Source organism: Microvirga massiliensis (assembly GCF_001006805.1).
GTDB lineage: Bacteria > Pseudomonadota > Alphaproteobacteria > Rhizobiales > Beijerinckiaceae > Microvirga > Microvirga massiliensis.
In genome coordinates this window covers 1,093,944-1,117,146 of record NZ_LN811350.1, presented here as the reverse complement: position 1 = coordinate 1,117,146, position 23,203 = coordinate 1,093,944, and the positions used below count along the sequence as shown (strand labels likewise).

Sequence of the window (23,203 nt, the reverse complement as noted above, 5' to 3'; positions counted from 1 at the left end):
AACGCGGGATGATTACGCGCTGGCGCGAGAGGAGCGTTCTCGCCCCCTAGATCGACGAAATAGACCCGGCCGTGAGCCGGGCCAGTAGGCTTGTGAATCCCTCCGGGCAAGATCAGCCACGAGCCGTCAAGAAGGTCGTGGCTGCCTATTCTGAGGTGGCCCCTTAAGCGGCTCTAGCCCTTCTAGCTGACGAGTTCCTCTGCCCGTGTGGCGAGTCTCTCGTATGCACTTCCGACAGGGTCACGAACCTGGACGAAGGGAGATATTCCAAGGAGCAGCAGCGCCTTCAGGTGCGCCCGGCCGCCATTGTAGCTCACCAGCGGCGCGAAAGGCGTCAGCGCGGGACGCGGTTCATGCCCGTAGAGCCGCTCGTATTCGATGAAGTTCGTGAAGCTCTCGTAATCGCGCCCGCGCAGGAGATAGGTCTCGGTCGGGGCCCCCTCGGCCAGAATCACCTCATGGCTGTCGAGCAGGATCTGGAAATACTCAATGACCTCTGTGCCCTCGGGCAGCGCAGGCACGATCGAGATCCCGTTCACGAGTTCCCGCACGGGCATGAGGACGCCGTCGATGAACAGGGCGTGCTCGGGGGAGAGGTAGAGATCCGCCTGAGGCGTGCGCGCGTCGAGCGCATGGCGCGAGACGCGGATCGGCATCACGCTCTTGCTCCAGGAGGAGCCGCTCTTTCGGAAGACATGGCGGCCGATCCATTTGATCGGCATGGCCTCGCCGCGCACCGTCTCGACGAGATCGCCGATCCGGAGATCCTCGATCCGAACCTCGCCGGTCGGGGTCAGGATGGCGGTGCCGCGGAGATAGCAATGTGGGCGGCCGCCGCCCTGATCACCCTGATCGTTCTGATCGCCCTGATCGCCGCTGCGCTGGGCAGCATGTGCGGATGACGAAAGGGCTGTCATGGCCAGAGTGCCTATCGCGGCAGCCCTGGCGCTCGTGGCGGCTGCGATGCCCAGGAAATGACGCCGTGCTTGGTTCGCGGACCGATACCGTTCTGGAGCTTGGGACATCGAGAATCCTCCCTGAGGAGTGAGGTTGCCCGCCAAGAGGTAAGATGTGAACTCGGTTCAGTATTTAGAGTCCATCTACTAGGAACTAGTCTCGCTATCGAGGGCGAAAACTATGGCGTAACTATGCTGTTGTAAGAAGCTGCGAAATATCACATGCGTGAAGACTTGTAGCAATTTTGGCAGCCCCCTCCCGCAAAAGCATGAAGGGGGTCAACTTTTGTTTGTAAACATTGGCCGTTTGGCTTCCAAGGTGGCCGGCTTCGAGATCGTGGGCGGCTACAATGCGAGGCTTTCGGCGGCCTCTCACATCGGATCAACGCCCCTTCGTTGACATCCCGCCGCATGCGCCTCCCAATGCATGAGGCGGCGCAGTGAGTTGCGACTCGCCAACACGAAGGAAGCACGGAGGCACTGCGCTCCCGCTCCGATTTTCTTCCACGATGGAAACAATTCGCGATGTGGCGGGCCATAGCGTGAGCAGAGCGGCGCTTCACGCGCGCGGAACGCCAGGCGTCACTCTTGACCTGTTGCGCCGATGTTCTCGACCTTCGACCTTTTGCGCCAGCGTTCTCGACAGATCGTGACAGCGATCCGGGCTTGTTCCGCGCGTGCGCTGAAGTCCGTCAGGGCTGTCCGCATCCACTGAGCACAACATGCACATGGCGAGCGATAGGATCGCCACGTTTGCACCAGCGATTCCCCAGAGCAAAACGGACAGAGCGTCTTGAGTGCCCAGCAACCCCGTGAGGGCGGAGGTGATCATTGCCACGACAAGAGCTATGAGCGCATAAATGGCTACCATCGCTGGTGACCCGGAACCAGAATACGAGTGGCACTCCTGTATAATAGCCTGATGCCCCTCCTCGTTCCGGAAACAGGGCTTCCGCAAACGGTGCAAATCTCACCCAGGTCCGCTTCTAAACTCTCTCTATTCCAAGCGGATGGCCGATCGATGTGCTGCCGGGTGTTACTACTTCGGGTCCCTCTGCTTCTACTCGGGAACCGGCTACTGTGGCCTGGGGCGGATGGGCTTGGCCCTTCGCACCCAAGGAGAGTCCCTATGGAACGTGAACCGACTCCCCTCCCGACACCCGATCAGGTGTCGTCCAGCGACGATGATCGGCGTGAGTTCCTGAAGCGGTGTGGAAAGTTTGCCGCGACGGTGCCGCCCGCCGTCACCATGCTGCTGTCCACGTCGCTGACCTCCGAGGCCATCGCGGCATCGGGCTCCAAACCCGGCAACGGATATGGAGATAAGAACCACATCCATACGGGTCCTCGGGGTCGGCACTAGCAGCCTCCACGGCCTGTGAGGCTGCCGATCTCGACGGGCCGTGACCTCTGCCCCCGCTCGGTCACTTCAGGCCGGGCGGGTTCTTGTTCGGCATGCCCCCGCCTCGCCTGAACTTGGGTTCCGTGAAGCGTCTTCTGCAAATCATGTGGCCTCACGCGGTGTCGTAATCCTCCGGCGCCAGCCTCCAGCCGCGCGCCCGCCGCAGCAGCTCCTCGTAGGCCGCGACGACGCGCCGGGCGGCGTGGCCAGACGGTCTAGCCGCCCGGCCACGCGCCCTGTCTGTTGCCCCGATGTTCTTGACCGTTCGGGACGTTTTAGACCGATTGTGACAACACTCCCGGTTTGTTCCGCACCTCATTATCCCGCCTCATGCCGGCCGCCCGCATCTCGGTCCAGTTCGGCCGGGTGTGGATCGAACGGCTGCCGCACTTCGAGCAGCGCAGCCTCAGACTCACGTCGGGGACCGGTAGCGCGTCGGGCAGCTCGTCTACGGTGAGCGTCGCGGCATGCCCGCAGCCGGCCGCCTCGCAGAACGCATCGATCACGCGGATGCCGTGCGCGCGCATGGAGCCCAGCGTCATCGGCGGGATCTCGGCGCCAGTCTCGTCATAGGCGCGGCGGCGACTGCGGCGCAAGCGGATCAGGCAACGTCGTAATCCTCGTCTGTCGGCCAAGTGGTTTCCTGCATGATCTTCTCGGCCCGCTCGATCGCCTCACGGGCGGCCGCAAGGGCTCTGCGGTTGTAGGGCCATTGAAGATCCCAAGCCCGTTAATGCCGTGGCAGGCGTCGTTGAGCGCCTTACGGGCCTTCTCGATCTCCGCTATTGCGAGGATGGCGTCGGTGCGATCGCCGTCCGTCGGCTGCGTTCCGATTATTCAGCCCGCCGCGAATCGCGTCTTGGTGCTGCGCGAGGCGGACCCTGCCGATCGGCAGCCTTCGCCTCGGTCAAGCCGTCTGCCGGCGGTTCAGAATGGCACTCCCTAGCCTGTCCAGGGCATTAGCCAACTGAGGGATCAGCTCGGAGACAGTTGGCGGAGAGTCGCTTCTTGGGCCTAAAGGCCGGCGAGCATGGCGCTGCCGGCAGTCATTCCTGCTGTGCTGCTTCCCATGTGCTTCCCAATCGCGATTTCTGGGAAGCAGCGCACGGCGCTCTAAGCGAAAAAATGTTGCGGAAACAATGGCGCGCCCGAAAGGATTCGAACCTCTGACCCCCAGATTCGTAGTCTGGTGCTCTATCCAGCTGAGCTACGGGCGCTGATCGGCGGGATGCCCGGGAGGGCATGTTGGCCGGAGGCGGGCGGTCTAGCGTGTTCCCGGGTCCTTGGCAACACCCCTCTCGACCTTTGCAGTGTCCTTTGCGCCGGCCTCGTCCACACGCCCGACTCCCGAAGTGCTGTCCGGGATCGTGAAGACGAAGCGGGCCCCGACGGGCGTGTCCTCGAGAGCGATCGTGCCGCCATGCAGGCGCACGAGCTCGGCCGTGATCGCCAGTCCCAGGCCGGCGCCGCCGTTTCGTGATGCACCCCTGATGGCCGTGAAGAGATTCGCGCGGGCGCGCTCCGGCACGCCGGGGCCGTTGTCCTCGACCGTGACGGTGACGACGCTCCCGCTCCGCTCTGCCGAAACCCGCAGGCGAGGCGGCCCGTCCGTGGCGCCGGCCTGGCTGAGGGCCTGGATGGCATTGCGACCGAGATTCAGGAGGACGCGCGAGATCTGGTCCGGGTCGGCGTCGATCACCAGGTCCTCCGGGATCGCGAGCTCCACGGCAATTCCGGCGCCTGGCGCCAAGGCAGGCAGATCCTCGAGGTCGCGCGCGAGCGGCGCGAGCTTGACCCGACGGCGCTGCGGCAGCGGTTCCACTGCTCTGCCGTAGGCCAGCGTTGCCTCGCAGAAGCGGATGGCCCGGTCGAGCGTCGCAACGAGGCGTGGCGCGACCCTCTGGGCAGCGGCGCGGCCGCGGTCGCCTTCGAGGCGGTCCGTCAGAAGCTGCGCCACGCTCAGCATATTCCTGAGCTCGTGATTGATCTTGCTGACCGCGAGCCCGAGTTCCGCAAGCCGCCGCTTCTGCCGAAGCTCGTCCGCGAGGACCGTTTCCATCCCGGCCAGCGCCTGCTCGGCGACGCCGATCTCGTCGGCCCGGGCGCTCGGCCGGATGATGCGCGCCGCATTCTCCGGATCGCTTGCGAAAGCCGCGATGTTGCCGGTGAGCCGTCGCACCGGCCGCACGATCACCCATTGCAGCGCCAGGTAGACGAGGCTCGCTGTAATCCCGGAGATGAGCAGCGACAGCAGGAGGATGTTGCGGGAGAAGTCCAGCATCGCGATTCGGAGCGGACGCTGGTCGATGATGATCTCGACGAAATCGACGCCCATTCCATGGCCGACGATGCGAATCGGCTCGTCGGCGGGAAAGAGGAGAACGGAAAAGGCATCCTCGATCAGGGTCCACCAGCGACTCTCCCTGAGATCGATGGTCTTGGCGACCATCGGAGGCTTCTCGGCCCGCGCCAGGAGGCGACGGGCTCCGCCGGACCGCACCGCGATCGCTTCCGCGCCGACGCCGTTGAGCAGGCGATCCTCGAGTTCCTCGGAGATCCGCTCCTCGGGGGCCGCATCGAGAACGACGGCCGCGATCTGCGCTGCGGCCACGCGATCGTTCAGCCAGTTGAAGCGAAAATTCGCGACGGACGGCACATAGATCAGGACCTCCGCGATCATCACGAACAGGATCGTGAGCAACAGGATGCGGCCGGAAAGCCCGAGCCGCGCCGCCAGCTGCCGCTGAAAACCATCGGGTGCCCCGGTCGCGGGAGGATCAGCCAAGGCGTCGCACCAGGTTGATCGCGCGCCGCGCCCAGGCGCTCTGGGCGGCCGGCCGGATGAACTCGACGGCCGCCCGCTTCGTGACTTCCGAGAAGGTCGGATAGGGAACGACGAGCGCGGCGAGATCCTGCACCTTGAGCCCCTTGGCGATCGCGAGCGTCCAGGGAGTGATGAGCTCGCCCGCCCGCGCACCGGCAATGCCGCAGCCGAGAATCCGCCCCCGCGGGGTGACGATCGCCTTCACGAGCCCGGCGGTCTCACGCTCAGCCTGGGCCCGGTCGTTCTCCGCGAAGGTCCAGCGCAGGATCCGGAAGGATCGCCGTTTCGCCCGGACATCCTCTTCGGACAACCCCACGCTGGCGAGTTCCGGATCCGTGTAGGTGACCCGCGGCATCGGCGCATCGTCGACGCGTACGGGAAGGCGGAACAGGGCGTTCCTGATCACGAGGCCGGCCTGGTGGCTGGCGGCATGCGTGAAGCGGAAGGCGGCGGCAAGCCCTCCCGCGACATCGCCGATCGCATAGACCCGGCGATTCGTGGTCCGCAGCCCCCGATCGACAGTGATGCCCGTCCGGTCGTGGAGGATCCCGGCCGCCTCGAGTCCGAGATCATCGACGACCGACCGGCGTCCGGTCGCGACGAGAAGGTGGCTCCCCTCGAGGCTCTCTTCGCGTCCGTCCCGGCTCAGAATCAGTGCGACATTGCCGTTGCGCATCTCGGCGCGCTCGATCGCCATGCCGAGGCGCAGGCTGATCCCCTCGCGCATGAGGGTCCGTTCCACTACTCCGGCCAGTTCCGGGTCGTCCCGCGGGAGCAGACGGGGCTCGGCTTCGACGATGATCACCGGCGTCCCGAGCCGGTGAAAGGCCTGGGCGATCTCGACGCCGACCGGCCCACCGCCGATCACGACGAGGCGGGCGGGCCGCTCTGCGACGTCAAAGATGGTCTCGTTCGTGAGATAGGGGACAGCCTCGAGTCCTGGGATCCGGGGGACGGCAGGCTGCGAGCCCGTCGCAATGACGAAGCGCCTGGCGCGGATCGTGCGCGATCCGGCCTCAACCGTCTGCGCATCCGTGAAGCGGGCGCTGTCGCGCAGCACCATCACGCCCATGGCCGTGTAACGCTCCTGCGAATCATTCAGCGCGATTGCCGCGATGACGCTCCTGATATGGTCGCGCACGTGGGAGAAATCGGCCGAGGGGAGCAGGAGGGGCGGCAACGCGCCGAAGGCCGCGGCAGCCTCCGCGGCGTGGCGGCGCTCGCCCGCCGCGATCAGCGCCTTCGAGGGAACACAGCCCGTGTTCAGGCACTCGCCGCCCATGCGCGCCCGCTCGATCAGCACCACCGGCACCCCGAACGAGGCCGCGATGGCCGCAACTGACAGGCCGGCCGAGCCTGCCCCGATCACGCACAAATCCGGCTGCAGAACCTCGCTCACGCTGCATGCCTCCTTGATGAGGAAACCAGCTTTGTTTCGGCTCGGTCAATTCGGCCGGGCGGATGCATCGACAACCCCATGAGCCGCCTTTCAGCCGCCTGAGGCGCGACGCGCTTCCGAAGAGCCGAATCTCCGTGCGAGACGCTTCGCCAGAACCGGGGCGAGAGCGAGGAAGCTGAGGACGACCAGAGAGATGACGATCTCCGGGGTGAGCAGGCTCTCCACGCTGAGACCAATTTCGCAATCGGCACGGGCCGCGGCGAGGCATGAATCTCTGGCCTCGCGATGCGCGGCGATCACACTGTCGAGCCCGGAGCCCGCAATGGCAAAAGCAAAGGTTGCGGGAATCAGGCCGATCTGCGTCGCGAGAACATAGATTCTCAGCGGCACGCCGAAGAACGCGCTGGCGAGATTCGTGATCCAGAACGGAACGATCGGCAGAAGGCGAAGGAACAGGAGATACGACAGGGCATCTTCTCGGAACCCGGCTGCGAGCGCCTGCACGCGCGGGCCCGCGCGCCTCAGCAGCGCATCACCAATCGAGGTGCGGGCGATCAGGAACAGGGCCGTCGCGCCGAGCGTGGCGGACAAGGAGGCGAGCGCTCCGCCGAGGAGCCAGCCGAACAGGAAGCCTCCGAGGATCGTCAGGAAGACGGCGCCAGGGACCGAGAGGGCGACCGCCGTCACGTAGACCGACATATAGACGAGGATCGTACTCAGTCCGTGGGACGCGACGAGGCCCCGGAGACGGTCCCGGTGCTCCACGATCGCCGCGAGGCTGAGATAGCGATGGGCACCGCTTGCGAAGAACGCAACGAATCCGAGCACGAGGACGAGAGCCGGCAGAATACGCAGGAGGATCCGCCGCTGCCCTGACTCGTCGCTCCCGGCCTCTCCTTCGCTCACATCATCCTCCGTGCGACCGGAGAGTAGCGCGGCGGCAGCCACGACACAGCACCCGTCACGGCCTCGTGAGAGCGAGAAACATCGCGTATTCCTGCAAGGCACAAGCGCATGGCGGTCCGGGCCGCGAGTGCGTGATCGCGCCTGGGCTCCGTGACGCCAAAGGTGGCGCCAAAGATTGCCTGTGCGTCCGCGCGCACATTGACTTCGCACAGGCGTTCCGCCATAAGCGCGCGGCCAGTCAGCGCTCATCGTGGGCGCTGCTCGCGTTTCTAAAACAGTTTCGGGACGAACCCGCGGGGGCGAGAGGCGCCGGGAGGCGTTCGCCCGCGTTGGACGGAGATGAGCCGTGAAGAGGACCTATCAACCCAGCAAGCTCGTCCGCAAGCGGCGGCATGGCTTCCGTGCCCGCATGGCGACCAAGGGTGGCCGCAAGGTCATCGCCGCACGCCGCGCGCACGGCCGCAAGCGCCTGTCGGCCTGACGGCTGCGCTCGCCCGATGCGCGCCCGCGCGCACATAGTCGGGCGTCTGACGAAACGATCGGATTTCGTCGCGGCGGCCTCCGGCCGCCGCTTCCATACCCAGCGGATGACGGTCCAGGGCCACTGTCGCGGTGACGCGCAGGGCCTCAGATTCGGACTGACCGTCACCAGGAAGGTGGGCCACGCGACGGAGCGAAACCGCATCCGCCGGCGCCTCAGAGCGGCCATGGCCGATGCCGCGGGAGACCACACCGCCGTCGATATGGATGTGGTGGTGATCGGGCGACGCGACATTCTCTCTGCTGACTACGAGACCCTCATCGAGGATCTTCGCCGCGCCCTGAAGGCGGTGAGGCGGCCGAAGGAACGGCCGGCGCCCCGCCCGGATCCGGGGATCCTCTCCAAAGACCGCGAGCCTGGCGGATCACACAATGCGTGAAGACAATCGAAATCTCCTCATCGCCATCGCGCTGTCGATCGCGATCCTACTCGGCTGGAACTACTTCTACGGCGTTCCGCAAGCCGAGAAGCAGCGGCTCGCCCAGCAACAGGCTGCGCAGCAGCACACGGCACAGCAGGGCGCGCAGCCGGCGCCCGGCGCTCAGGCCCCCTCCCCGAGCCAGGCCGGCGGCCCGGCGGCTCCGGTGCCCGGCACGATACCGTCCACGCCTGGGGCGCCCACGGTGGAAACCCGTGAGGCGGCGCTCGCGCGCTCGCCGCGGGTGAGCATCGCTACCCCGAGCCTGTCGGGCTCGATCAACCTGCGGGGCGGGCGCATCGACGACGTCGTCCTCAAGAACTATCGGGAGCAGGTTGATCCGCACAGCCCGAACATCGTTCTTTTCTCGCCGTCGGGCAGCCCGAAGGCCTATTATGCCGAATTCGGCTTCGTCGGTGGTCAGCCCGATACCGTTCCCGGCCCGACCACGGTCTGGACGGCGGATTCCACTACGCTGACGCCCGATCGTCCGGTGAGGCTCACCTACGACAACGGCCAGGGCCTCCTCTTCACCCGCACCATCTCCGTCGACGACAAGTCGATGTTCACGGTCAGGGATGCCGTCGAGAACCGCAGCGGCGCACCCGTCAGCCTCTATCCCTATGGCCTCGTCTCCCGTCATGGGAAGCCCGCGACGCTGGGTTATTACGTGCTCCACGAGGGCCTGGTCGGCGTGCTCGGCGATCAGGGCCTCCAGGAATGGAAGTATGATGCCGTCGACAAGGGCGAACCGGTGCCGGGCCAGAACACGGTCGGCCATGTCTGGAATTCCGTGACGGGCGGCTTCGTCGGCATCACGGACAAGTACTGGGCGGCCGCCGTCATCCCGGATCAGACGCAGACCTACCAGGGGTCCTTCACCTCCCGGCAGGAGGGCGCTGGCCACGTCTACCAGGCCAACATGCTCGGCCAGGCGCGCACGATCGAACCCGGGGCGACGACCGAAGTGTCATCACGCCTGTTTGCTGGCGCGAAGGAGGTCCGCGTCGTCGATCAGTATGCGGAGACGCTCGGGATCAAGAACTTCGATCTGCTGATCGACTGGGGATGGTTCTACTTCATCACCAAGCCGCTCTTCAAAGTCCTGAACTTCTTCTACCATCTCTTCGGGAATTTCGGCGTCTCGATCCTGATCGTGACCGTTCTCCTGAAAATCCTGTTCTTTCCGCTCGCCAACAAATCCTACGCCTCGATGGCGAAGATGAAGGCGGTGCAGCCGGAGATGATGGCCATCCGCGACCGCTTCGCGGATGACAAGATGAAGCAGCAGCAGGCTCTGATGGAGCTCTACAAGAAGGAGAGGATCAATCCGGTGGCCGGCTGCTGGCCGGTGCTGATCCAGATCCCCGTCTTCTTCGCGCTCTACAAGGTCCTGTTCGTCACCATCGAGATGCGGCACGCGCCGTTCTTCGGCTGGATCAAGGACCTCGCGGCCCCCGACCCGACCTCGATCTTCAACCTGTTCGGACTGATCCCCTACGACCCGGCCGCCGTGCCGGTGGTCGGGCACTTCCTGATGCTCGGCGTGTGGCCCATCATCATGGGCATCACGATGTGGCTCCAGATGAAGATGAACCCGGAGCCCGCCGACCCCGTGCAGAAGCAGGTCTTCGGCTGGATGCCGATCATCTTCACCTTCATGCTCGGGTCGTTCCCGGCCGGCCTCGTGATCTACTGGGCCTGGAACAATACGCTCTCGATCACGCAGCAATACCTCATCATGAGGCGTCACGGCGTGAAGGTCGAGCTGTGGGACAACCTGCGTAGTGTCTTCGCCCGCAAGGCGCCTGCGAAAGGTTGATGGTTGAACCCGCCCGGCTCGCAACCGATGAGCGAGGCATTCGATCCTGAGCTCCTCGAAGCAGGCCGCCTGCTCTTTGCAGGCGAAGCCGGCTTCCGGTGGGCTGCGGGAAGCCTGCCGGGCCTGCCTCCCATGGGCCCGGTCGAGATCGCTTTCGCGGGTCGCTCCAATGTGGGCAAGTCGAGCCTCGTCAATGCCCTGACGGGGCGTAATGCGCTCGCGCGCACGTCGCACACGCCGGGCCGGACCCAGGAACTCAACTTTTTCGAGATCGGCGGCCGTTTCAGCCTCGTGGACATGCCGGGCTACGGCTACGCCGCCGTCTCGAAGGAGAAGGTCGGCACCTGGACGAAGCTGATCCACGATTACCTGCGCGGCCGCGCCAGCCTCGCGCGCGTCTATGTGCTCATCGACGCCCGCCACGGGATCAAGCCAGTCGATCAGACGATCCTGGACCTCCTCGACAGTGCTGCCGTCTCCTACCAGGTGGTGCTCACCAAGGCCGACGAGGTGAAGGGAGGCGGCCTCGCCTCGCGGGTCGCGGAAACCAGCGCGGCCCTCGCCCGCCGTCCGGCCGCTCACCCCATCGTGCTGCCGACCTCGAGCCGCACCGGCGCGGGCATTCCCGAATTGCGCGCCGCCATCGCGCAATTGCTGCTGGAACGGGGCGCGTGAGCGGCTCCGACCGGGCACTCGCAGGCATCGGCGCGCTTTGCGGCATTCTCGGCATCGCCCTCTCGGCGCTCGCCGCCCATCATGTCTCCGGGGCGCAACTCGATACCGCAGCGCGCTTTCTGCTCGCCCATGCCCCGGCTCTCCTCGGAGTTGCGGCTCTCTCGCACGGAGGTGTCCTGAGGCCCGGCCTGGCGCGCGCGGGCGGCCTCCTCCTGGCGATCGGCCTCGTCCTCTTCTGCGGTGATCTGGCGCGGCGCGCTTTCGAAGGCGTGCGCCTCGCTCCCTATGCCGCGCCCGCGGGCGGCTTCACGCTGATGACGGGTTGGCTCCTGTGCCTCGTCGCTGCGGTGGTCCCGCACCCTCGCTGAGGCTTGGCGGGAATGCCCCGGCCGCCATGGATCCGAGATTTCACTTCCCCGAAAAATTCTCTAGAACGCCCGCGCCCCGCCGCGAGACGAAAGAGCGTTCTTCCATGACCGAATCCCTGCCCAACGTGCACATCCGCGCAGAGGTGCTCGTCCAGGCCCTGCCTCATATGCAGCGCTACGATCAGGAGATCGTGGTGGTCAAATACGGCGGCCACGCCATGGGAGACCGCGCGGCGGCCGAGGATTTCGCGGAGGATATCGTCCTGCTCGAGCAATCCGGCATCAAGCCGATCGTCGTGCATGGCGGCGGTCCGCAGATCGGACGGATGCTCCAGAAGCTCGGGATCGAGTCCGAGTTCAAGGCGGGCCTGCGGGTCACGGATGCCGCGACCGTCGAGATCGTCGAGATGGTCCTCGCTGGCTCCATCAACAAGCAGATCGTCGGCTGGATCGGTACCGAGGGCGGCAAAGCCGTAGGGCTCTGCGGCAAGGACGGGAACATGGTGACCGCACGCAAGGTCACTCGCACCGTGGCGGATCCGGATTCCAACATCGAGAAGATCGTCGATCTCGGTTTCGTGGGCGAGCCCGAGTCGGTGAACCGCGACGTTCTCGACGCAGTCGTGAAGGCGGAGCTTATCCCCGTTCTGGCGCCGATCGCGGTCGGCGCCGACGGCCAGACCTATAACGTGAACGCGGACACCTTCGCGGGCGCCATCGCGGGCGCCATGCGGGCGAAGCGCCTCCTGCTCCTGACCGATGTCGCCGGCGTCCTCGACAAGAACCGGAACCTCATTCCCGAACTGACCATCGAGGATTGCCGTCGGCTGATCGCGGACGGCACGATCACCGACGGGATGATCCCGAAGATCGAGACCTGTATCTACGCCCTCGAGCAGGGTGTCGAGGCGGTCGTGATCCTCGACGGCAAAGTGCCCCATGCGGTTCTGCTCGAACTCTTCACGGACCACGGCGCCGGCACGCTCATCCGTCGTGAGTAGGTGCGTCATCCTCCTATCGAGGGAACTGCCAAATTCCCCTCCTGACAGGAAGGGGCATGAATCCGGCGCGGGGAGGCTCCTCGATCGCGTGTGAGGGCGGAATCTTCCCTCGGGCCATTTCCGAACCTATCTTCCCGTTATGGGGCCCGTGCGCGGAATCCGTGCGAATGGCCCCGGTCGTGCGAAATTACGCACTCCGGCGGAGTGCGCTTTCGAGGCCGGGATCGTTCGTGCCGATCTTGCTCTCGGCCCCATTTGCGTCTGGGTAATCCAATGAACGGCCCTCCCCCGATCCGGCCTCATGTTTCCGCCACGTCTGCGCGCGGCTTCGCGCATGTCGACACCTGGATCTTCGATCTCGACAACACGCTCTATCCTCATGAAGCGCGGGTCTGGCCGCAGGTCGACGAGCGGATCACGCTGTATATCGCGGATCTCTTCGGGCTCGACGGGCTCTCCGCACGGGCTCTGCAGAAATACTTCTATCATCGATACGGCACGACGTTGCGGGCGCTGATCGAGGAATACGGGATCGATCCTTATGACTTCCTCGATTTCGCTCACGACATCGATCATTCGGATATCGCGCTGAACACGGCACTCGGAGAGGCGATCGAGCGCCTGCCCGGTCGCAGGCTCATTCTCACGAACGGTTCACGCAAGCACGCGGAGAACGTCGCCCGCAAGATCGGGATTCTCGACCATTTCGAGGACGTGTTCGACATCGTCGCGAGCGATTTCGTGCCGAAGCCGGAACGGCGCGCCTACGAACGCTTTCTCGAGCGGCACGGCGTCGATCCGGAGCGCTCCGCGATGTTCGAGGACATCGCGAAGAATCTCGTCGTGCCGCACGATCTCGGCATGACGACGATCCTGATCATCCCGAAGACGATCGATCCGTTCCGCGAGAGCTTCGAACAGGAAGCCGTCGAGGCGCCGCACATCGATCACATCACGAACGAGCTCTCGTCGTTCCTGCGGGATCGCGTCGGGCCCGCTAAGGGCATCGACATCGGCGCGGACGCGCCCTCGGACCCCGAATCCGGCCAAGCTGATACTGGCAGTTGACAAGACGCCCCTCGAGGACGAGTGTCGGCTCGTTCCGAGGGGAGCTCCGGAAGGAGCTGAGATTGGGCTAGTCATCCGCCCTGACCCTTGAACCTGATCCGGGTCATGCCGGCGGAGGGACTGGAACGTTCGGACGGCCGCAGGCGCCCGTTCCGTTCCTCCGGAGTCAAGGAGGAAAGAATGAACGCCCCTGTCCTGCCCTCGAAGAATCTTCCCCAGACCGTGACCACGGGATCCGTCCGTGGATCGCGCAAGATCTATTCCTGCCCGCAGGACCGCGCGGAGATTCGCGTACCGTTCCGGGAAATCGCGCTTTCGGATCCGAACGAGCCTCCCGTGCGGCTCTACGACTCATCGGGCCCTTATACGGATCCCGATACCGTCATCGATCTGTCGCGTGGCCTCCCTGCCCTTCGTTCGGCCTGGCTCGGCTCCCGCGCGCTCGATCCGGTCGCGGGACGCGCCGTGCGCCCGGAGGACAATGGCGACGTGAGTGCCGACCGCCTCGTGCCACCCTGCCCCGCGGAGCGCAGGATCCTCAAAGGCCGGCCCGGTGCTCCGGTGACGCAACTCGAATTCGCCCGTGCCGGAATTATCACCGAGGAGATGATCTACGTCGCGCACCGCGAGAATCTCGGGCGCGAAAAGATGCTCATGGATGCTGAGGCGAAGCTCGCCGATGGAGAGAGTTTCGGGGCCGAGATCCCGCCCCTCATCACGCCGGAATTCGTCCGCCAGGAAGTCGCGCGCGGACGCGCCATCATTCCCGCCAACATCAATCATCCGGAACTCGAGCCGATGGCGATCGGTCGGAACTTCCTGGTGAAGATCAATGCCAATATCGGCAATTCGGCCGTGACCTCGGGCGCTGCGGAGGAAGTCGAGAAGCTCGTCTGGGCGATCCGCTGGGGCGCCGACACGGTCATGGATCTCTCGACCGGTCGCAACATTCACAACATCCGCGGCTGGATCCTGCGCAACGCACCTGTGCCGATCGGCACGGTTCCGATCTATCAGGCACTCGAGAAAGTCGATGGCGATCCGACCAAACTCGACTGGGAGGTTTTCAAGGACACGCTGATCGAGCAGGCCGAACAGGGCGTCGATTATTTCACCATCCATGCCGGCGTACGGCTCGCCTATGTGCCACTCACGGCAAAACGCGTGACCGGCATCGTCTCCCGCGGCGGCTCGATCATGGCACGCTGGTGTCTCGCGCATCACCGTGAGAGCTTCCTCTACGAGCGCTTCGACGAGATCTGCGACATCATGCGCGCCTACGACGTCTCGTTCTCACTCGGCGACGGATTGCGGCCCGGTTCGATCGCCGATGCGAACGACGCCGCCCAGTTCGCAGAACTCGAAACACTCGGCGAGCTTACACGCATTGCCTGGGACAAGGGCTGCCAGGTCATGATCGAGGGGCCCGGCCACGTGCCGATGCACAAGATCAAGATCAACATGGACAAGCAGCTTCGCGAATGCGGAGAAGCGCCGTTCTACACGCTCGGCCCGCTCACGACCGACATCGCGCCCGGCTACGATCACATCACCTCGGCGATCGGCGCCGCCATGATCGGCTGGTTCGGAACGGCGATGCTCTGCTACGTCACCCCGAAAGAGCATCTCGGGTTGCCGAACCGCGACGACGTGAAGACCGGTGTCATCACCTACAAGATCGCAGCACACGCGGCCGATCTCGCCAAGGGACATCCGGCCGCGCAAATGCGGGATGACGCTCTCTCACGAGCCCGCTTCGACTTCCGGTGGGAGGACCAGTTCAACCTCTCGCTCGATCCCGACACGGCGTGCCAGTATCACGACGAGACCCTGCCCAAGGACGCCCACAAGGTTGCGCATTTCTGCTCGATGTGTGGACCGAAATTCTGCTCGATGAAGATCACACAGGACTTGCGTGCGGAAGCGGAAGCACTGGCAGGGATGCAGACGAAGAGCGAAGAATTCCGCGCGGGCGGTGGGGCGTTGTACGTGAAGGCGGAAGCGTAGAAGTTCACCCGGTATATAAGCGCCGCCACCCTCACCCGCCGCCATTCGGGCGTCGACCTCTCCCATCGAGAAAGAGGTGAAGACGTCGGCGCTGCACGTCACCTCTCCCCTTGTGGGAGAGGTCGGCTGCGAAGCAGCCGGGTGAGGGGTGTCAGCGCCGACGCTTGAATATTACGCAGCCCGGACGTTCACCTTGCTCTCGGCGATCCGGTTGAGCTTCTCATCGGTCGCCTTCTCCTGCTCCATGATCTGATGCAGGATCTGGGCACAGTCCTGGCGTCCGAGTTGCTTGGCCCAGGCGGTCAAGGTACCATAACGGGTGATCTCATAATGCTCGACGGCCTGGGCTGCGGAAAGCAGTGCAGCATCGAGCACCTGCGAGTCCTCGACTTCGCCCGCAATGTCCTGAGCCTCGTCGATGATGCCGTCGATGGCCGGGCAGGTTACGCCCTTCGCCTCTTGACCGTGCATCCGGAAGACCTGTTCGAGCATCTGGATCTGCTGCTTGGTCTCGCCAAGATGGCTCTCGAAGGCCTGCTTGAGTTGCGGATCGCTCGCCTTGCTGATCATCTGCGGCAGAGCTTTCGTGATCTGCTGCTCGGCATAGTAGATGTCCTGCAGCCCATGCACGAACAGATCGTCGAGTGTCTTGATGTCCTTTGACAGGAGGCCCATAGGCATAGCTCCTCTGATATTCGTTGCAAAGAAATCGCGGGACGCGCGACAGACCGGTCGCATTTCGCGACGTGCGGTTATGGGCTGAACGCGAAGGGTGATGCGCGGGTTCCTGTGCCGAGCGCGTCCAACGGCTTCCCCGTCTCGGCAAGCTTGGCTTCATGAATACACTGGGAGCGCAACGCTCATCGGCGTGCATTGCATCAGCTTTGCCGTTGCAATGTGCCTCGCATTCACGCGGTGTGCACCGCGCGCAAGCTCGGCATCTCGGCGTCCGCTTCGGCGAATTCCAGCGCCTCGATGCGGGCGCCGTGCTTGGTGATCTTCTCGGTCGAGGTGCGGATCTGCGCCACGTCCTCCTGGGCCTGACGAAAGTGCCCGTCGAGCCGTGCGACTCTCTCGCCGAGCCGCCCGACATCCCGCACGAGCTTCTGGACCTCCGTCTGGATGATCCGGGCCTCTTCGCGCACGCGCGCATCGCGCACGAGGGCCTGCAGAACCTGGATGGCCAGGGAAAGAAGGGAAGGCGACACGATCACCACGCGTGCGCGGTGAGCCTTCTGAACGATGTCCTCGAAGAACTCGGCGAGATCCGCATAGATCGATTCCGCCGGGACGAACATCAGGGCGAGATCCTGCGTCTCGCCGGGAAGGAGATACTTCTCGGAAATGTCGCGAACGTGGACGGCAAGGTCGCCGCGCACCCGTGACGCCGCGCGAGCCCTCGCCTCGTCGTCCCTGGCGTTTCGGAACTGGATGAAACCTTCGAGCGGGAACTTGGCATCGATCACGAGCGGGCGGGCATCACCCGGAAGGTGAACGAGGCAGTCCGGCCGCGTGCGGTTGGAAAGCGTCGCCTGGAACTGAAAACAGCCGGCCGGGAGCCCATCACGGATGATCGCCTCCATGCGCCCCTGGCCGTAAGCGCCACGGCTCTGCTTGTTGGCGAGAACGTCACGAAGATTCAGCACCTCGCCGGTGAGATCTTTTAGGTTCTTCTGTGCCGCATCGATGACCGCCAGGCGCTCGTGAAGCTTTGAGAGGTTCTCAGCCTGATGCCGCGCGCTCGCCTCGAGCCCCTGCCCCATCCGGTGCTGCAGCCCCTCGAGCCGCTCGGCGACGAGCCTGGCGAATTCCCCCTGCCGGCTTCCGAACACTTCGGCCACGGTCTGAAGTCGCCCGCTGATCTCGGCCTGAAGGCGGGTCAGATCCGCGACCCTGTCGTCCATCTCCTGCGCCCGCTCCGATGCGAGGGCGGCCTCGAAGATCCGCTCCCGGCGCGCCCGCATGAGCTGCCAGACCGTGACGAGGAGCATGACGAGACAGAGCCCGCCGCCGAAGAGGACGAGATCCCCCCAAGTGAATGCCCGGCCGGCGACGACGAGCGCGATGTCCTTCATGAGCGAGGTCTCCCTGGTCTACCCCGAACAGACCGCGAACGATTTGACCGCCGGTTAACGAGCGCTTATCTCCCGCGGGCATCGCCGCAGTCCTTGTGGATTTCGCCGGCCGGATGCTCCGAACCGCCTCATGACCATTCGCCCCCTCGTCATTCTGCCGGACTCCCGGCTTCGCCTCGTCTCCGAGCCCGTCGGCCCTATTACCGACGAGATCCGGCAGCTCGCGAAGGACATGCTCGACACGATGTACGATGCGCCCGGCGTCGGACTCGCCGCGATTCAGATCGGCGTGCCAAAGCGCCTCATCACCATGGACGTGTCGAAGAGCGAGGATGAGCGCAATCCGATGGTGCTCATCAATCCGGAGATCACCTGGGCCTCCGAGGAGTTGCGTGCCTACGAGGAGGGGTGCCTCTCGATTCCCGAATATTACGAGGAGGTCGAGCGGCCGGATCGGATCCGGTTCCGCTACACGGATCTCGACGGCAATGTCGTCGAGCGGGACGCCGAAGGCCTGATGGCGACCTGCGTCCAGCACGAGATCGACCATCTCAACGGCGTGCTCTTCATCGATCACATCTCGAAGCTCAAGCGTGATCGGGTGATCACCAAGTTCAGGAAAGCGGCGAGACGCGAGGCACAGGCCGGATGAGCCTGCGCGTCGTCTTCATGGGAACCCCGGATTTCGCGGTTCCGACGCTCTCGGAAATCATCGGCCATGGCCATGACGTGTGCGCGGTCTATACGCGTGCGCCGGCCGCCGCGGGGCGCGGCATGGATCTGCGGCCATCCCCCGTGCACCGGCTCGCGGAGCGTTTCGGGATCCCCGTGCTCACGCCGAAGTCGCTCCGCACCGAAGAGGCGGCCGAGATTTTCCGCGCCCATCAGGCCGATGTGGCGGTCGTCGTCGCCTACGGGATGATCCTCCCCAAGCCGATCCTCGAGGCGCCCGCTCTCGGTTGCTTGAACCTTCATGCCTCGCTCCTGCCGCGATGGCGCGGCGCCGCCCCGATCCAGCGCGCGATCATGGCCGGCGACCGGGAGACCGGCGCCGCCGTCATGCGCATGGAAGAGGGCCTCGACACCGGACCGGTCGGCATGATCGAGCGAGTCGAGATCGGCCCCGACATGAATGCCGGCGAACTGCACGACCGCCTCATGGCTCTGGGAGCGGATCTCATGGTGCGGGCGCTTGCTGCCCTCTCCCGCGGGGCGCTCGAATTCACCCCACAGGCTCCCGAGGGCATCACCTACGCCCAGAAGATCACGAACGCCGAAGCGCGCATCGACTGGACCTTGAGCGCGCAGGCGGTGCACGATCACGTGCGCGGCCTCTCGCCTTTTCCCGGTGCCTTCTTCGAGGCCGATTTCGGAAAGGGCCCGGAACGCGTGAAGGTGCTGCGGGCCGCGCTCGTGGATGCAAGCGGGACTCCCGGCCAACTTCTCGATGCGGAAGGCATCGTGGGGTGCGGAGAGGGTGCCCTACGCCTGATCACGGTTCAGCGGGCCGGCCGCGGGCCACTCCCCGCAGTAGAGTTCCTGCGTGGCGTACGGCTTGCGTCCGGCGCGGCGCTTGCACCGTGATCCGTCAAGCTCTCCCCGATGACTACGCTGCGATCGGCGAGCTTCTGGAGACTGCCTTCCCGAGCCCGCAGGAAGCAGCCCTCGTCTGCGCCTTGCGTCATGACGGCGACCTCGTTCTCGAACTCGTGTCCGTCGTGGAAAGCGTAGTCGGCTATGTCGCGTTCTCCCGCATGAGCATGAAGCCCACTGACCTGCGCATCACCGCGCTCGCGCCGCTCGCCGCTGCGGAGGGATATCGGCGCCGGGGGCACGGTACGGCCCTCGTCACGACAGGGCTCGAAATGCTGGTAGAGGGCGGAGAGGATCTCGTGCTCGTCCTCGGCGATCCCGATTACTACGCCCGCTTCGGATTCAGCGCTCGTGCCGCGCAGGAACTCCGGACACCTTATTCCGGCCCGTCTCTCCAGGCGCGGGCACTCACGAGGCGCGCACGGCAGATCGCGGGAACGGTACACTATGCTCCGGCCTTCGCGGCGCTGAGCTGACATGCCATGCGACGCGCAGACGATCGGGTGACGGGAGATGCCGCGCTACAAGCTCGTCATTGAATATGACGGCACGTCTTTCACGGGCTGGCAGCGCCAGCTCAATGGGCGATCGGTGCAGCAGGCAGTCGAGGAGGCCATCGAGCGGTTCTGCGGTGAATCGGTGCGCATCCACTGCGCCGGGCGCACCGATGCTGGCGTGCACGCGCTGCATCAGGTGGTCCATGTGGATCTTTCGCGCGATCACCGGACCGATACGGTGCGAGACGCGCTGAATGCGCATCTTCGTCCCGAGCCCGTGGTCGTCGTCAGTGCGATGCAGGTCGATGATGGCTTCCACGCCCGGCTTTCGGCGGTGAAGCGTCATTATCTCTATCGGATCCTCAACCGGCGCCCTCCCTCCGCTCTCGACGTCAACCGGGTCTGGCACGTCCCGTGGCCGCTCCGGGCCGACGAGATGCAGCGCGCCGCACGGGAGTTGGTCGGTCGGCACGACTTCACGACATTCCGGGCCGCCGAATGCCAGGCCAACAGCCCGATCCGCACTCTCGACCGTTTCGACCTGGAAGAGCTCGGCGAGGAGATTCGCGTCCATGCCTCGGCGCGCTCCTTTCTCCACCATCAGGTGCGCTCGATGGTCGGTACGATCATGAAAGCGGGAAGCGGCCGCTGGAGCGTCGCCGACGTCCGCGCTGCCCTCGACGCCCGTGACCGGGCGCGCTGCGGCCCCATGGCGCCACCTTGCGGTCTCTACCTCGTCGGGGTGGACTACGGTGTACGGGATCCGTCAAAAGATCCCGCGACCGATGATCATCCGATCACCCAGCTCTGAAAGACCCCGACGACGAACGAGAGGCACAGGCCAAGCGCCACGAGCGTAAACGCCAGCGAGTCCGAAACGCCCAAAGTGAGCTTCGTCGCGAACCACTGCACCCTCAAAAGCAGCACCGCGAGGACGAGGCCCGTGAGGGCGGCAATGCCCGAGGGAATCCAGCCGAGGAGCATCAGGACTGCTGGGATCGACAGTGCCGAGAGCGAAAACACATTGACCCAGTTCGTGACGATCACGAATGGAACATAACGCCAGCCAAGGCCGAGCCTGCGCGCGAGGAACGCCATGGCAACCGGCAACGCGACGAAGCTGACGACGTGGCAGAAGCTGACAAAGAGGAAAAGCGCCAGCTCCATCCAGAGGCCGATATCAACGCCGTTGCTGACGAGGCGGCGCTCCGCAAAAACAAACGAAACCGTCAGCGCCGGAAGTGTCAGCCAGATCGCCTCGAAAGACCTCCAGAATCCAGCCTCGCTGACATCGAAACTCCGCAGCGCTTCCTGCTTCTGCTGCAGCAGATCGACCGTGCCGCGCACGGAACGTTGCACTTCGTCCGCCGTAACCATCAAGGGGGCTCCTTGTGCGACGCACACCAAACGACTCCGCCCGCCGGCAGGTTCCCGGGTCGAGGCGGCGAGCCAGCGGCCGACGGCATCACATCGTAAAATTATAACACGGGCGCCTTGCGCGGGCATTCACTCGATCGTGTGATCCGCACTACCGCCACCGGGGCAGGTGGCTCCCGGTTTAGCCCCCTGCAGAAGCCGCGAAATAGCGGCGCAGCACCGAAAGATAGATCGCGGCAAGACGATCGAGGTCGGCGACCGCAACGCGCTCATCGACCTGATGCATCGTCTGGCCGACGAGGCCGAACTCGACCACCGGACAGGCGTCCTTGATGAAGCGCGCATCCGAGGTCCCACCCGTCGTCGAAAGAACGGGACGCCGCCCGGTCGCCTCTTCGATGGCTTCGCTCATGAATGCCACGAATTGGTCGGGAGGCGTGAGGAACGCCACGGCATTGGTCGGCTCGACGGTCAGCGTATAACGAACCGTATTTCCGGCAGCCTCGCGCAGGCGGTGGTCCAGCTCGGCGGCCAGAGACTCGGGCGACCAGAGATCGTTGAACCGGATGTTGAAGACTGCACGCGCTTCCGCGGGGATCACGTTCGAAGCCGGGTTGCCGACATCGACACTCGTGACCTCGAGATTCGAAGCGTCGAAATGCGCCGTTCCTGCATCGAGCGGCTCTGCGACAAGAGCGGTGAGGAGCCGGAGCAGTCCCGGGATCGGGTTCTCGGCGAGATGCGGGTAGGCGACGTGGCCCTGCTTCCCGTGAACCGCGAGGCGTGCGGTCAGCGAGCCGCGCCGGCCGATCTTGAGCATCTCGCCGAGTACGTTCGGATTCGTGGGCTCGCCCAGGATGCAATGGTCGAAGCGTTCGCCACGCTCCCGCGCCCATTGGAGGAGCTTCACGGTTCCGTTGACCGCGGGCCCCTCCTCGTCCCCGGTAATCAGAAAGGCGATCGAGCCCGCGAAGGCCGGCCGCTCCTCGAGGAACCGGAGGACGGCCGCGACCATGCAGGCGATGCCGCCCTTCATGTCGACGGCCCCGCGTCCGAACAGTTCGCCTTCTTCTATCTCGCCCCCGAAGGGATCATGGCGCCAGAGGGCGGGATCTCCGGGCGGCACGACATCCGTATGCCCCGCGAGAACGAGACAGGGGCTCCCGGCCCCGAAGCGCGCATAAAGGTTCTCGACATCGGGCGTGCCGGGCTCGGAGAAGACCGGCCGGTGCACCGTGAACCCCGCCTCCTGCAGCACGCCCGCAAGGAAGGCGAGCGCTCCGCCTTCCTGAGGCGTGACGGAGGGGCAGCGCACGAGGCTCGCGGCGAGAGAGAGCGGCGTGTGGGGCATGAGGAGTCCGGCGGTTCAGTCGCGCAGGAGTTCGTTGATGCTGGTCTTCGCGCGCGTCTGCGCGTCGACGCGCTTCACGATCACGGCGCAATAGAGTGAGGGACCGGGGTTCCCGTCCGGCAGCGGCTTGCCCGGCATCGCGCCCGGCACCACGACGGAGAAGGGTGGGACCTGGCCCTTGAAGACCTCACCGGTTTCGCGATCGACGATGCGGGTCGAGGCGCCGATATAGACGCCCATCGACAGGACGGATCCCTCGCCGACGATCACGCCCTCCGCAACTTCCGCGCGGGCGCCGATGAAGCAATTGTCCTCGATGATGACCGGGTTCGCCTGCAGGGGCTCGAGGACGCCGGCGATCCCGGCTCCGCCGGAGATGTGGCAATGGCGTCCGATCTGGGCGCATGACCCAACCGTTGCCCAGGTGTCGATCATCGTGCCTTCGCCCACATAGGCGCCAAGATTGACGAAGGACGGCATGAGCACGACGCCGGGCGCGATGAACGAGCCCTGCCGCACCACGCAATTCGGGACGGCGCGGAAACCCGCGGCGCGGAACTGCGCATCCGTCCAGCCCTCGAATTTCGAGCGCACCTTGTCCCACCACACGGCGCCGCCCGGACCACCCGGGATCGTCGTCATGTCGTTGAGGCGGAAGGACAGCAGCACGGCCTTCTTCAGCCATTGGTGCACATGCCAGCTTCCGTCGATCTTCTCCGCGACGCGCGCCTCCCCGCGGTCGAGCAGATTCAGCGCCGTCCCGACGGCATCGCGGACCGGGCCCGTCGTCGCGGCGGTCACATCCGCGCGGTTCTCCCACGCGGCTTCGATCGTCTGGGCAAGTTCGGCATGCATGAAGGGCCTCGGCAGCTAAGGAATGACCGCGGCTGCTTACTGGCTTTCGCAACAAAGGCAAATGGCGG

General features: G+C 65.1%; 22 protein-coding genes, 1 tRNA gene, 1 pseudogene and 1 riboswitch. Of the genes and pseudogenes, 13 read left to right on the top strand and 11 right to left on the bottom strand.

Going from position 1 to position 23,203, the window contains the following annotated elements:
* Window positions 1–182: 182 nt before the first annotated feature.
* Window positions 183–1,025 carry a Hint domain-containing protein gene (locus tag BN1233_RS05180; RefSeq protein ID WP_046862278.1) on the bottom strand — a complete coding sequence of 281 codons (843 nt, stop codon included), beginning with the start codon at window positions 1,023–1,025 and terminating at the stop codon, window positions 183–185.
* A gap of 1,060 nt (window positions 1,026–2,085) precedes the next feature.
* Here BN1233_RS05180 and BN1233_RS05175 point away from each other — a divergent pair.
* Window positions 2,086–2,280 (top strand): annotated as a pseudogene (locus tag BN1233_RS05175) (hypothetical protein); the annotation flags it as partial.
* Window positions 2,281–2,633: 353 nt separating this feature from the next.
* On the opposite strand, the gene BN1233_RS05170 reads toward BN1233_RS05175, so the two are convergent.
* From BN1233_RS05170 to BN1233_RS05150, 5 genes are all read right to left on the bottom strand, one after another.
* Complete coding sequence (locus tag BN1233_RS05170; protein ID WP_147706962.1) at window positions 2,634–2,993, bottom strand: hypothetical protein; 360 nt, start codon at window positions 2,991–2,993, stop codon at window positions 2,634–2,636.
* A gap of 505 nt (window positions 2,994–3,498) precedes the next feature.
* Window positions 3,499–3,575, bottom strand: a tRNA-Arg gene (locus BN1233_RS05165).
* A 47-nt stretch (window positions 3,576–3,622) separates the two neighbouring features.
* Window positions 3,623–5,143 (bottom strand): sensor histidine kinase, encoded by a 1,521-nt coding sequence (locus BN1233_RS05160; RefSeq protein ID WP_063776672.1) that lies wholly within the window; start codon window positions 5,141–5,143, stop codon window positions 3,623–3,625.
* The gene (locus tag BN1233_RS05155; protein ID WP_046862276.1) at window positions 5,136–6,581 is read right to left on the bottom strand and encodes a dihydrolipoyl dehydrogenase family protein; all 1,446 of its coding nucleotides are present in this window, start codon (window positions 6,579–6,581) and stop codon (window positions 5,136–5,138) included. Before BN1233_RS05155 ends, BN1233_RS05160 begins: the two co-directional genes overlap by 8 nt.
* Window positions 6,582–6,671: 90 nt before the next feature.
* A complete protein-coding gene (locus BN1233_RS05150; RefSeq protein WP_046862275.1) occupies window positions 6,672–7,487 on the bottom strand; it encodes a TVP38/TMEM64 family protein in 816 nt (271 codons plus the stop codon).
* Between the two features lie 346 nt (window positions 7,488–7,833).
* On the opposite strand from BN1233_RS05150, the gene rpmH reads away from it, so the two are divergent.
* The 8 genes from rpmH to thiC all read left to right on the top strand — a co-directional run bounded on the left by rpmH (window position 7,834) and on the right by thiC (window position 15,387).
* Window positions 7,834–7,968 (top strand): 50S ribosomal protein L34, encoded by a 135-nt coding sequence (gene rpmH / locus BN1233_RS05140; protein WP_027314822.1) that lies wholly within the window; start codon window positions 7,834–7,836, stop codon window positions 7,966–7,968.
* A 16-nt stretch (window positions 7,969–7,984) separates the two neighbouring features.
* Window positions 7,985–8,407 carry a ribonuclease P protein component gene (gene rnpA / locus BN1233_RS05135; RefSeq protein ID WP_046862273.1) on the top strand — a complete coding sequence of 141 codons (423 nt, stop codon included), beginning with the start codon at window positions 7,985–7,987 and terminating at the stop codon, window positions 8,405–8,407.
* Window positions 8,400–10,268: a membrane protein insertase YidC gene (gene yidC, locus BN1233_RS05130; protein ID WP_046862272.1), complete on the top strand. Its 1,869-nt coding sequence runs from the start codon at window positions 8,400–8,402 to the stop codon at window positions 10,266–10,268. Before rnpA ends, yidC begins: the two co-directional genes overlap by 8 nt.
* A gap of 27 nt (window positions 10,269–10,295) precedes the next feature.
* A complete protein-coding gene (gene yihA, locus BN1233_RS05125) occupies window positions 10,296–10,943 on the top strand; it encodes a ribosome biogenesis GTP-binding protein YihA/YsxC (RefSeq protein WP_046862271.1) in 648 nt (215 codons plus the stop codon).
* A complete protein-coding gene (locus BN1233_RS05120; RefSeq protein ID WP_046862270.1) occupies window positions 10,940–11,311 on the top strand; it encodes a DUF423 domain-containing protein in 372 nt (123 codons plus the stop codon). Before yihA ends, BN1233_RS05120 begins: the two co-directional genes overlap by 4 nt.
* Before the next feature lie 104 nt (window positions 11,312–11,415).
* On the top strand, window positions 11,416–12,312 hold the full coding sequence (gene argB / locus BN1233_RS05115) for an acetylglutamate kinase (RefSeq protein WP_046862269.1): 897 nt from the start codon (window positions 11,416–11,418) through the stop codon (window positions 12,310–12,312).
* Between the two features lie 273 nt (window positions 12,313–12,585).
* Window positions 12,586–13,380 carry a pyrimidine 5'-nucleotidase gene (locus tag BN1233_RS05110; RefSeq protein WP_082145153.1) on the top strand — a complete coding sequence of 265 codons (795 nt, stop codon included), beginning with the start codon at window positions 12,586–12,588 and terminating at the stop codon, window positions 13,378–13,380.
* Between the two features lie 27 nt (window positions 13,381–13,407).
* A riboswitch (TPP riboswitch) is annotated at window positions 13,408–13,518 on the top strand.
* A 42-nt stretch (window positions 13,519–13,560) separates the two neighbouring features.
* Window positions 13,561–15,387 (top strand): phosphomethylpyrimidine synthase ThiC, encoded by a 1,827-nt coding sequence (gene thiC, locus BN1233_RS05105; protein WP_046862268.1) that lies wholly within the window; start codon window positions 13,561–13,563, stop codon window positions 15,385–15,387.
* Between the two features lie 171 nt (window positions 15,388–15,558).
* Here the strand turns inward: thiC and BN1233_RS05100 are convergent, their stop codons facing one another.
* Both BN1233_RS05100 and BN1233_RS05095 read right to left on the bottom strand, forming a co-directional pair.
* On the bottom strand, window positions 15,559–16,062 hold the full coding sequence (locus BN1233_RS05100; protein ID WP_046862267.1) for a YciE/YciF ferroxidase family protein: 504 nt from the start codon (window positions 16,060–16,062) through the stop codon (window positions 15,559–15,561).
* Between the two features lie 233 nt (window positions 16,063–16,295).
* Window positions 16,296–17,462: a DNA recombination protein RmuC gene (locus BN1233_RS05095; protein WP_046862266.1), complete on the bottom strand. Its 1,167-nt coding sequence runs from the start codon at window positions 17,460–17,462 to the stop codon at window positions 16,296–16,298.
* 130 nt (window positions 17,463–17,592) lie between these two features.
* On the opposite strand from BN1233_RS05095, the gene def reads away from it, so the two are divergent.
* From def to truA, 4 genes are read left to right on the top strand one after another with little or no spacing between them, the layout of a single operon-like run.
* On the top strand, window positions 17,593–18,114 hold the full coding sequence (gene def, locus BN1233_RS05090) for a peptide deformylase (RefSeq protein WP_046862265.1): 522 nt from the start codon (window positions 17,593–17,595) through the stop codon (window positions 18,112–18,114).
* Window positions 18,111–19,046: a methionyl-tRNA formyltransferase gene (gene fmt / locus BN1233_RS05085; RefSeq protein WP_046862264.1), complete on the top strand. Its 936-nt coding sequence runs from the start codon at window positions 18,111–18,113 to the stop codon at window positions 19,044–19,046. Before def ends, fmt begins: the two co-directional genes overlap by 4 nt.
* Window positions 19,043–19,531 (top strand): GNAT family N-acetyltransferase, encoded by a 489-nt coding sequence (locus BN1233_RS05080; protein ID WP_046862263.1) that lies wholly within the window; start codon window positions 19,043–19,045, stop codon window positions 19,529–19,531. Before fmt ends, BN1233_RS05080 begins: the two co-directional genes overlap by 4 nt.
* A 37-nt stretch (window positions 19,532–19,568) precedes the next feature.
* Window positions 19,569–20,363 carry a tRNA pseudouridine(38-40) synthase TruA gene (truA, locus tag BN1233_RS05075; RefSeq protein ID WP_046862262.1) on the top strand — a complete coding sequence of 265 codons (795 nt, stop codon included), beginning with the start codon at window positions 19,569–19,571 and terminating at the stop codon, window positions 20,361–20,363.
* Here the strand turns inward: truA and BN1233_RS05070 are convergent.
* From BN1233_RS05070 to dapD, 3 genes are all read right to left on the bottom strand, one after another.
* The gene (locus BN1233_RS05070) at window positions 20,342–20,929 is read right to left on the bottom strand and encodes a hypothetical protein (protein ID WP_048708748.1); all 588 of its coding nucleotides are present in this window, start codon (window positions 20,927–20,929) and stop codon (window positions 20,342–20,344) included. The genes truA and BN1233_RS05070 overlap by 22 nt on opposite strands.
* Before the next feature lie 181 nt (window positions 20,930–21,110).
* Window positions 21,111–22,280, bottom strand: a complete 1,170-nt coding sequence (gene dapE, locus BN1233_RS05065; RefSeq protein WP_046862260.1) for a succinyl-diaminopimelate desuccinylase — start codon at window positions 22,278–22,280, stop codon at window positions 21,111–21,113.
* 15 nt (window positions 22,281–22,295) lie between these two features.
* Window positions 22,296–23,135: a 2,3,4,5-tetrahydropyridine-2,6-dicarboxylate N-succinyltransferase gene (gene dapD, locus BN1233_RS05060; protein WP_046862259.1), complete on the bottom strand. Its 840-nt coding sequence runs from the start codon at window positions 23,133–23,135 to the stop codon at window positions 22,296–22,298.
* Window positions 23,136–23,203: the final 68 nt, after the last annotated feature.